This window comes from Paenibacillus sp. P46E, from assembly GCF_001909095.1.
Lineage (GTDB): Bacteria > Bacillota > Bacilli > Paenibacillales > Paenibacillaceae > Paenibacillus_AQ > Paenibacillus_AQ helianthi.
In genome coordinates, this window is sequence record NZ_LVYZ01000039.1 from 100,677 (window position 1) to 110,104 (window position 9,428).

Consider the following 9,428-nt stretch of genomic DNA (forward strand, 5'->3'; position numbering starts at 1 on the left):
GGCTGGGGAGAAACGAATCTCGAATCTAAAATATAGCAAATCAGTTAATATATTGAACAAATAAAATGATATACCTGTAATCTTTTTTTGTCAATGAAGTAATTTTTTACCCATTTTCATCATTTGAAATTCCCCATCATAGGGAAAAAAGTGCAATCGGGGAGGAAATACGCAGATTTGAACGATTGATTGAATTTTCCAGTAATTTATTGGTGCAAAAAACTGAAAAAGAACTACCCCTTATCCCAGATGAAAAATAATAACTAAGGGAAAGGGGGAATCTGATATGAAAATTTTTATTTTGCGTAAACAGTAGCTGTTCCTCTAAGGCGAACTGTTTGTACTCAAGTTTAAATATCTCCTGGAATGCTCTTCCTTTCGAAAAACCTGTTGCTTTCCAGAGGCTTTCTGATGAACCGCAATCTCCTGCGTCTCATGAAAGACTAAGATACATCCGTTCTGCTCAAGGACGCGAACCAACATTCCTGCAAACCTGTCAGGAACTGAATACTGATTCGTTTGATAGGATATCAAGCAGTCATTAGAAACCTTTCTGAAATGGTGATTTGTGGTCTCGAAGGGATCTACGTTTATTTGTTGCAGCCCTTCCCGTACCCAGCGTTCCACGGGCTTCTCATCAGTGGCTTCAAGCACACTCCTATTGGCCACCTGATCCATCCAGTACCATACCTTGTCATTCATTTCACTCAGCTGCGCAAAAGTATATTCACTTAGCCGGAAGCTCCGCTTCACAAATCTTATGCCTCGCTCCCCGTGATTACAGTTGAAGCGTGAACCGTAAAATTTCATACTAAAATGATAGTGTTCGGCAAAACGGACAAGCCGTCTATTCCAGACGACATCACCCTGCCCGTCAAGTCCGCTAGCGACACTTCTCATATTGTTATATATCACATGCCTCGTAGTCCCGCCAAAGTACTGCATGGCATGCAGTTGGCAGTTTAATAACGTTTCAAGCTTTTGATTCTCCATAAATTCTGTATAGATCATTTGAGAATAACCTAAGGTCATGACAAACAGATATAGCTTTGTTTTTATACCTTGCAGACTGACAGTGATCTCCCCCCAGTCTACCCGCGTTTCTTCACCAGGTAGAGCTTCTATGAACGGGATGGCTTTCATCTGTATTTCGGAACGCAACGGCCGCATATATTCCCTCAGCATGGTGGCTTCGCCTTGATACCCCCTGTGCTGTATTTCCTCAAGGAGAATTACCGCGTTTAAACATCCTTCGTTCATCCGCTGATAAATATAGTCTTTATAGGGTGCTAGCTTGTGTGAATTGGGCAGATTATGTTGTTTATCCGGCAGTTCTTCTTTTAGCCATCTGCGGATTGTTTTGCGGTCTCTGCCCAGCGTTTGAGCAATTTGGTTTATACTCATTCCTCTGAGCTTCAAGTCTTGAATCATAAGATACTCCCCGTTTCTCATCATGGATCACCCCTGGGAGCTTATTTGATAGTTCTGATAGCAGGAATACCTGGACGAACTAGCATCTGGAGTATCGATAGCTTGGGTAAGGTTTTATTCTCCTAAAGTATGATTAATAATAGCTGTAATTTCATCTGCATGATGGTTAATAAAAAAGTGATTCCCTTCAAACATATACATCTTACATTTTTTATCCGTATAATTTTCCCATGAACCTATAGCTTCAGTTCTTAACGTATCCTGGTCCCCCGATAATATGGAGATATCACAATCCAGTTTCTGTTCTTCTTCAGAGTAATTATCCTTTTCGAGAATCCTGAAATCGTTCCTTAAAATAGGGAGACACAACTTTTGCAAATCTTTATTCGTAACGAACTCCTCCGGGGTACCTCCCATTTCCATGATCTTTTGAATAAATATAGGGTCAGGCAAACTATGAATCATACTTTTCCGTTTGGAGATATTCGGGGCCCCATACCCAGAGAAGAATATATGCTTCGGTTTACAATTATTCATATTGTCAATTTTGTAATATAGCTTATGCGCCAGCCGGCTTCCCATACTATGGCCAAAAATAGCATACTCATGTTCGTCAATCTTGTCTTTCAACTGAATGTAAATATCATTAACCGCTTCATTTATGTCTTCATAAAAAACCTCATTGATGCGTTTTCCTCTTCCCTTTAGCTCAATCGGGCATAGTTGTATCGTATCGCTCAGCAGTGAATTCCATTTGTAATAGATTGCGCCTGAGCCGCCAGCATACGGCAAACAAAATAAAAATTTCATGATTCACCTCGTTCAATTCAAATTGGCTGTTTGTTACCTTCTCAAACGTGAAATGCTCTTGAAATCCCATTAATAATTAGGAAAACCCCTATGACTCTCAGTATGACCCTGGAGGTTCTGTCGTCTTTTCTAAAAATAGCCTGACCAAGAGTTCCAATAAACACATTAATAACAATTCCAACAATAAGCTCCACAATCCCGATTAGTTCCACTATACCCAACCTAATCACTTCCCGATTCATATTTTGAATATCTGTTAGCCCTTCAATATCTTAAGTTCTCTATTCATAAATAAGAGGCCAGCTGTGAACCCTACAATTCCAATCCCTACAAATACAGCTAATGGAACCCATTCTGAAGTAATCGCCTGATGGTCGAAAATCACGGCCGATAACGATTGTATAGCCCACGATTCCGGAGTGAACTTGGATATGATCCGCATGAATCCTGGTGCCATTTCCATAGAAAAGAAGGAACCTCCAAGCATACCGGTTACCGCTATGATGATTGAAGCAGAGGACGTAAACTGTTTCTGATTCCGCATAAACGGGATAACAATCATAGTGATACTGGTCAGTGCAAATAAATACGCAGCGAAAAGAATTCCAACCGCAAGCGCATTGTCTGCGATACTAATCTTTAGCAAATATTTACCAGCAGCCAAAATGACCAGAACATGAACAGCCCCGAACAGATAAGTCGCCGTCATTTTTGCCAGCAGATATTTCTTATAATCAATTGGTGTGCTTAATAATCTGCTTAAGGTATTGTTTTCTCTTTCATCAATTAAGGTCCGTAATCCCTGAATGACAACGAACCAAATGAACATAACTAGAAAACCGATTAGCCTTGCTGTGGCATTGTCATGAGTCTTCTCCCCGCTACTTAAAGTTTGGTCATCTATCTTTAGATTCGAGACCTCATTGATGCCTTTAAATACGTTGGTTGTAATTCCGGGGCCATCTACATTCAATCCCGCAGAGATCACTTTTGAGTCATGAATCACTTTTTGGAGCGTGCTTACTTCACCGGTAATAATCTCTTCCAAAATAGTCCCATCACCGTTTTGATAATTTTGCACAAAATAAATAGGCAAATCTTCACCGGACCCAGATAATAGATGGCTGCCAAAACCCTGATTCACAACCAAACCAAAGGGAATATCCTGATCATCTACCTTTTTTTTGATAGTGGCTTCATCAGAATGAACAATTTTCAGTTCATCATGTTTCTTAATCATATCCATAAGTTGTTTTGAATACTCACTATGGTCCACATCAGCTACATATAAGCTTTCCTGGCTATTCCCTTGTGAAAAGGAGAACAAGAAGGTCAAAATCAAGGGAACCGCGATTGTTGCAAAAACCGCGATTCTATTTCGAAACATCAGTTTCAGCTGGTTTTTTACCATGACTATAAATTGCACGTTTACTCCACCTTTTTCCGCTGTATACCATAATGTTAAAGATAATAAATATCAGCCCTATACCTATAAGCTCCAACAAATCAATATACATGCCGTCAAGTCCCACCCCTTGGCATACCTTTAAGTAGGAATTTATTGCTTTACCATTGGGGATAATCTCCTGAATAACGCGCAGACTGTCCGGCAATCCACTTTTAGTGATAAAACTCCCGCCCAAAAAGCTGAAAATGTACAACACTGGAGAAGCCAAACTAGATACAGTCACATGATCTTTCGCGGTAAATCCCCACAGCAGAATAATGCTGCCAATGGCAAAAGCATAAACAATAGTAATGACAAGGAGGTCAAAATAGTTCCCCCATTTCATCTGGAACACAACCCGGCTAATAATGATCACAATAACCATTTGGATAACAACGGATAAAATAATCCCAAAAAGTTTGCCCAGTACATACTGTATATTTAATGTAGGTGTGGATTTGATTCGAAATAGGGTGTGACTCTGCTTCTCATCCACGATGCTATGAACCAGCACAAACGCCGTCATAATGGAGAACATCACTACCATTGCGATCGAATAGTATTGCATAGCATCTATGGGTACGGCAGCTTTATTCGTTGGCACCTCTCGTATTTTAAGACTGAGCTCCTTATTTCCTGATATTTGGCTCATAACCTTCTCAATTTTATCTTTAGGAATATTTCCTTTGCTGCTTATGGTCTGGAGGATCGTACTTTGTTCAACATTCTGTGTCCTGACACTTGCACTGAACCGGTTCAGAATAGTAGCGACTATTTCTTTATCCAGAGGCTTATCGTTGTCACCCATCAAGACAATATTCGTTTGTTCATTTTTCATAGCTGCCTTAGTGAAGCCTTCCGGTACGTATACAAATACTGCAACCTGACCGTCTTTTAGTAATTGCTTGCCCTGGTTATAGCTGGCGGCTTCTTTTAAATTTACAATTCTCTCCATATCTTTTTGCTTAAATACATTATCCCGTAACACTTTCCCCAAGGATACGAACTCAGTCCCCTCATAAGTACCCTTATCTGAATTATAAAAAGCTACATTAAACGTTTTGATTTGCGAACTCGAATCACTGAATACCGTTCCCAGGATGAGTATCAGTACGGATGGAAACAGAATAAGCTTTAGATAAAATGTTTTATTTTTAGTCAGCAACCGCAGATCCAATAGAAATAGCCGTAATAGCTTTCTCAAAATATCACCCCCTCACTACCCCCTTAAGGCCTTACCTGTGATCTGTAGGAAAATACTCTCCAAGTTCACTTCCTCATATTTAAAGCTGGTAAGCTTAAGTCCTAATTTTTTGATGTCATCCACAATCTCAATCACATTCTTGTCACTCGTGGAAACCAGCATACTGATTTGATTACCCGCTATACTAACCTTGGAAATTCCGGGAATCTGGTCTAACTGTTCAACTGCTCCCTCACTCGCTTCACTAAAACTAACCGTCAACGTATCACAGGCCGCCAGGCTTTGCTTTAGTTCCTCTTTTGTTCCCTGTGCGATCAAGGAGCCATGGTCGATGATGGCAACATTCTTGCACAAGTATTCAACTTCCTCCATGTAGTGACTTGTATAGATCACCGTCATCCCTCTCTCCTGATTCAGTTTTTTCACAGTCTCCAGGATATGATTTCGGGATTGGGGATCAATACCTACAGTGGGTTCATCCAAAATCAACAATTTCGGATCATTCATTAGGGCAACGCCGATATTGACCCGGCGCTTCATCCCTCCGGAGAACTCAGCAACATCCTGGTTTTTCTTGTCCTGTAGTTCGATAATTTCCAACACTTCATTGGTTCTGGTTTTAAGCTTTTTCCCGGAAAGTCCATATAGGCTGCCGAAAAACTCCAGATTCTCTTTGGCGCTCAAGGCTTGATATAATGCTAAATCCTGCGGGACAATACCCATAATTTTTTTAATATCTATAGGTTTTTCCCTAAGAGACTTGTTATCAATCGTTATACTCCCGCTGGTTGGCGTAAGCACCGTGCTTATCATAGATACGGTCGTCGACTTCCCGGCTCCATTAGGGCCTAACAAACCAAAAATCTCACCACGTTTCACATGTAGCGAAATATTATTAACTACAGTGACATCATTGTATTTTTTGGTCAAATTTGTTAATTCGAGCATCAGTAAAGCACCTCTCGTTCATTCTTGTTCTGTTATCATTCTAACCCCCCATACAATTTAAAAATATTTACTATAGTACTCAATCTGAGTATTACTTTAGTTATCACTTGCATCATTACTTTAGTCATATAGGTAGGGCATTGCCTTAGTGAGGAGAAACTAAAATATGCCGTCCATACAGTAATCAGTCTGTAGATCAGACAAGATTACTGTAGGACGGCATACAGGAGGAAATTGGAATCAGTTAAATGTGGACAAGCAATGCTGCAGGACTACAGCGACTTTTGCAGACAAAGTGTTAATTCAGTTCTATTCTTCAGCTCAAGTTTCTCAAGCATTCTTGAGACATAATTTTTGACAGTACCTTCTGTAATAAATAGGTCATTACTGATCTCTTTATTGCTCTTGCCTTCCATAATACATTTGGCCACCTCAAGCTCACGTGGCGTAAGCAAATGAAGAATCTGCTCGTTCTGTATGTTCTCTGAACCTGTATTCTTCACAGAATTCAGCGCGTTCACTACTTCCCGAGTAATCTTGGGATTCAACAGGATGTTACCCTCACAGGCGGTCTTAATGGAATAAATAATTTCCTGAGAGCCGGAGTCTTTTAGAATATACCCATCCGCCCCATTTTTAAGGCCTGAAAAAATATACTCACTGTCATTAAAAGTGGTAAGAATGATAACCTTGATCTCAGGGTACTTTACTTTAACTAATTTTGTAGCTTCGATTCCATTCATTACAGGCATTTTAATATCCATTAGAACAACTTCAGGAGAAGTGTATGTGAGAAGCTCCAATGCCTCTTCTCCATTGGATGCTTCGCCGATAACATTAATTTCTTCATGCAGGCTAAGAATCATCTTCAAGCCTTCCCGGACAATTTGCTGATCATCTACTATAATAATATTCACCATGAATGTGCCTCCTTGTTAAACTCGAAATCAAGAGTAATTTTAGGAATACTGGCCTCAACACTAAATCCTGTAGATCCTCCCGAGTAAAAATCAACTTTTCCACCTAGGGCAACGATCCTGTTTTCTATTCCCTGAATCCCCTTCGATTTAATGATCTCTGTACAATCTGCTCCATTATTATGAATGAGCAAGGAAATTTGATCCGAAAGTTTATGGATTTTAATGGAGAATTGTGTGGCCTCACCATGTTTAATACCATTGGTGATAGACTCTTGCACTGTTTTGTAGATGCAGTTCTTGATGTCAGAATCCACATATTCAATTTCTTCATCCATGTTCAGTTCAAAATGAATCTTATTCGTTTCAAGGAAATTGTCGAAGATCTCGTGAAGGGATTGCTGGAGTTCCTTAGAGGATCGCTCCTCGCCAAGAAGAACTACCGTTTTACGAAGCTTGACGATACATTCCTTGGAAAGCTCTTGAGATTTGTTTATCGTAAGCTTAGCTTTACCTGGATCCACTTCCACGACTGTATTTGCATACTCAAGATTCATATTTAAGGCTATAAGATAGTGACCCAGTGAATCATGAAGCTCTTGGGCAATCCTAGTCCTTTCTTTGGAGATAGTAAGCTCCTGAATCTTACCTGAATACTCTTGCAACGTAGTATTGGCAATTTGTAATTCTTGATTAAGTTCTTGGGCCCGAGTTTTTTCTATTAATACATTTCGAAATAAGTAAACAATTGCGATAATTACTAAATAAGAAGACAGGATATCCTTAACAGTAGTATGGTCTGCTATCAGTGAAGCTGTGAAGATAGTAAAATGCAGGCATAATACATACATAGGGATTTTTTGAGTGCTCACAATAATTTCAACAAGTAAAATAATAATGTAAATTTGTGTGCCTATGCAGTAAACCTTAAACAGCAAAAAACCAGCTAAAATATTACTAACGATAAAGGATACATACCATAATGCCTTAGATTGGTTCTGAAATTTGCCCCTGGTGAAATCATTCACGAGCAATGCTACAGTAATGAGACTAAGATACAGAATAGATTGTGAGTCTGCCGGATAACTTTGAATGATAGTGGAAAATATAGAGAATAAAGAAAATCCTTTAATAATTCTTTGTACAACCTTTCTACTGTCCATTGTATACAGGTCTTTCATAATCGATACCCTCTTACTGAAGTTGGAGTAAAACCTAGAATAAGGTTTATCTATACTATAACATAAACCTGTTTATCCATAAAAAACCTTTTCTAGCTCAGCATACTTTGTTCAAATACTTTTAGTGGTTAATGCAAAAAACCGCAATTAATGTATTTCAAATATTCGGCTATAGTACTCATCAATACATCAAAAAAGGGTTTATAAATCTGCTTATCAGCAAATTTATAAACCCTTTTAGTATACCGGCGAGAGGACTCGAACCTCCACGGTTTCCCACTCGATTTTGAGTCGAGCGCGTCTGCCATTCCGCCACGCCGGCACATACATATAAATTAGTCCTCAAATAAAAATGGAGGCGCCACCCAGACTCGAACTGGGGATAAAGCTTTTGCAGAGCTTTGCCTTACCACTTGGCTATGGCGCCATAAAAATGGAGCGGACGACGGGAATCGAACCCGCGACCCTCGCCTTGGCAAGGCGATGCTCTACCGCTGAGCCACGTCCGCATAAATGGCTGGGGATATAGGAATCGAACCTATGAATGACGGAGTCAAAGTCCGTTGCCTTACCGCTTGGCTAATCCCCAATATTCAATTTAGATAAATGGGGCGACTGATGGGTCTCGAACCCACGAATGCCGGAACCACAATCCGGTGCGTTAACCCCTTCGCCACAGTCGCCATATGAAACTGATATAATACAAACAAAACAATCATTTTAAAAGAAATGGGGCGGCCGATGGGTCTCGAACCCACGAATGCCGGAACCACAATCCGGTGCGTTAACCCCTTCGCCACGGCCGCCATATTAAGCTTTTAAAATTAGTTTGGCAGGGGCAGCAGGAATTGAACCCACACCAACGGTTTTGGAGACCGTTGTTCTACCTTTAAACTATGCCCCTAAAAATGGTGGAGGCTGATGGATTCGAACCACCGAACACGTACGTGAGCAGATTTACAGTCTGATGCGTTTGGCCACTTCGCTAAGCCTCCGAGGATGGTGCCGGCGAGAAGACTTGAACTCCCAACCTACTGATTACAAGTCAGTTGCTCTACCAATTGAGCTACACCGGCATATTAAGTTTTATTTAAATGGTGGCGCGGGAGGGAATCGAACCCCCGACACAAGGATTTTCAGTCCTTTGCTCTACCGACTGAGCTACCGAGCCATATAAAATTAGCCAAATTAATGGCGGAACCGACGGGATTCGAACCCGCGATCTCCTGCGTGACAGGCAGGCATGTTAGGCCAACTACACCACGGTTCCAAATTGGTTGCGGGGGCAGGATTTGAACCTGCGGCCTTCGGGTTATGAGCCCGACGAGCTACCGGGCTGCTCCACCCCGCGTCAGTAAAAAACTTATAAGCACTATGGTGGAGGCTGAGGGGTTCGAACCCCCGACCCTCTGCTTGTAAGGCAGATGCTCTCCCAGCTGAGCTAAGCCTCCATATGTGTGCCTGGTAAAATAATTGGTGACCCGTATGGG

Annotated in this window: 8 protein-coding genes and 13 tRNA genes; all 21 read right to left on the bottom strand. The window is 40.8% G+C overall.

Going from position 1 to position 9,428, the window contains the following annotated elements; all coding sequences use genetic code 11:
• Positions 1 to 324 precede the first annotated feature (324 nt).
• The 21 genes from istA to A3849_RS13860 all read right to left on the bottom strand — a co-directional run bounded on the left by istA (position 325) and on the right by A3849_RS13860 (position 9,389).
• Positions 325 to 1,431, bottom strand: coding sequence for an IS21 family transposase (gene istA, locus A3849_RS13760; RefSeq protein ID WP_218619237.1), 1,107 nt, complete (start codon positions 1,429 to 1,431; stop codon positions 325 to 327).
• Between the two features lie 114 nt (positions 1,432 to 1,545).
• Positions 1,546 to 2,241: a thioesterase II family protein gene (locus tag A3849_RS13765; RefSeq protein WP_074111938.1), complete on the bottom strand. Its 696-nt coding sequence runs from the start codon at positions 2,239 to 2,241 to the stop codon at positions 1,546 to 1,548.
• Positions 2,242 to 2,282: 41 nt separating this feature from the next.
• The gene (locus A3849_RS13770; protein WP_083613498.1) at positions 2,283 to 2,483 is read right to left on the bottom strand and encodes a hypothetical protein; all 201 of its coding nucleotides are present in this window, start codon (positions 2,481 to 2,483) and stop codon (positions 2,283 to 2,285) included.
• 14 nt (positions 2,484 to 2,497) lie between these two features.
• Entirely contained in the window at positions 2,498 to 3,667 is a 1,170-nt protein-coding gene (locus tag A3849_RS13775; RefSeq protein WP_083613499.1) for an ABC transporter permease, read from the bottom strand.
• On the bottom strand, positions 3,615 to 4,892 hold the full coding sequence (locus A3849_RS13780) for an ABC transporter permease (RefSeq protein ID WP_074111941.1): 1,278 nt from the start codon (positions 4,890 to 4,892) through the stop codon (positions 3,615 to 3,617). Before A3849_RS13780 ends, A3849_RS13775 begins: the two co-directional genes overlap by 53 nt.
• A 15-nt stretch (positions 4,893 to 4,907) precedes the next feature.
• Positions 4,908 to 5,840 carry an ABC transporter ATP-binding protein gene (locus tag A3849_RS13785; protein ID WP_074111942.1) on the bottom strand — a complete coding sequence of 311 codons (933 nt, stop codon included), beginning with the start codon at positions 5,838 to 5,840 and terminating at the stop codon, positions 4,908 to 4,910.
• A 272-nt stretch (positions 5,841 to 6,112) separates the two neighbouring features.
• Positions 6,113 to 6,757, bottom strand: coding sequence for a response regulator (locus tag A3849_RS13790; RefSeq protein ID WP_178382688.1), 645 nt, complete (start codon positions 6,755 to 6,757; stop codon positions 6,113 to 6,115).
• Positions 6,754 to 7,938, bottom strand: a complete 1,185-nt coding sequence (locus A3849_RS13795; RefSeq protein WP_074111944.1) for a sensor histidine kinase — start codon at positions 7,936 to 7,938, stop codon at positions 6,754 to 6,756. Before A3849_RS13795 ends, A3849_RS13790 begins: the two co-directional genes overlap by 4 nt.
• Positions 7,939 to 8,181: 243 nt before the next feature.
• Positions 8,182 to 8,260, bottom strand: a tRNA-Leu gene (locus A3849_RS13800).
• A 31-nt stretch (positions 8,261 to 8,291) separates the two neighbouring features.
• Positions 8,292 to 8,365: transfer RNA gene (locus tag A3849_RS13805), tRNA-Cys, on the bottom strand.
• A gap of 7 nt (positions 8,366 to 8,372) precedes the next feature.
• A tRNA-Gly gene (locus A3849_RS13810) sits at positions 8,373 to 8,447 on the bottom strand.
• A 5-nt stretch (positions 8,448 to 8,452) separates the two neighbouring features.
• Positions 8,453 to 8,527 (bottom strand) — tRNA-Gln (locus tag A3849_RS13815).
• A gap of 18 nt (positions 8,528 to 8,545) precedes the next feature.
• Positions 8,546 to 8,621 (bottom strand) — tRNA-His (locus A3849_RS13820).
• A gap of 47 nt (positions 8,622 to 8,668) precedes the next feature.
• Positions 8,669 to 8,744, bottom strand: a tRNA-His gene (locus A3849_RS13825).
• 24 nt (positions 8,745 to 8,768) lie between these two features.
• Positions 8,769 to 8,842, bottom strand: a tRNA-Trp gene (locus A3849_RS13830).
• 5 nt (positions 8,843 to 8,847) lie between these two features.
• Positions 8,848 to 8,933: transfer RNA gene (locus A3849_RS13835), tRNA-Tyr, on the bottom strand.
• 5 nt (positions 8,934 to 8,938) lie between these two features.
• Positions 8,939 to 9,014: transfer RNA gene (locus tag A3849_RS13840), tRNA-Thr, on the bottom strand.
• Positions 9,015 to 9,033: 19 nt separating this feature from the next.
• A tRNA-Phe gene (locus A3849_RS13845) sits at positions 9,034 to 9,109 on the bottom strand.
• Positions 9,110 to 9,130: 21 nt separating this feature from the next.
• Positions 9,131 to 9,208, bottom strand: a tRNA-Asp gene (locus A3849_RS13850).
• Between the two features lie 4 nt (positions 9,209 to 9,212).
• A tRNA-Met gene (locus A3849_RS13855) sits at positions 9,213 to 9,289 on the bottom strand.
• A gap of 24 nt (positions 9,290 to 9,313) precedes the next feature.
• Positions 9,314 to 9,389 (bottom strand) — tRNA-Val (locus A3849_RS13860).
• Positions 9,390 to 9,428: the final 39 nt, after the last annotated feature.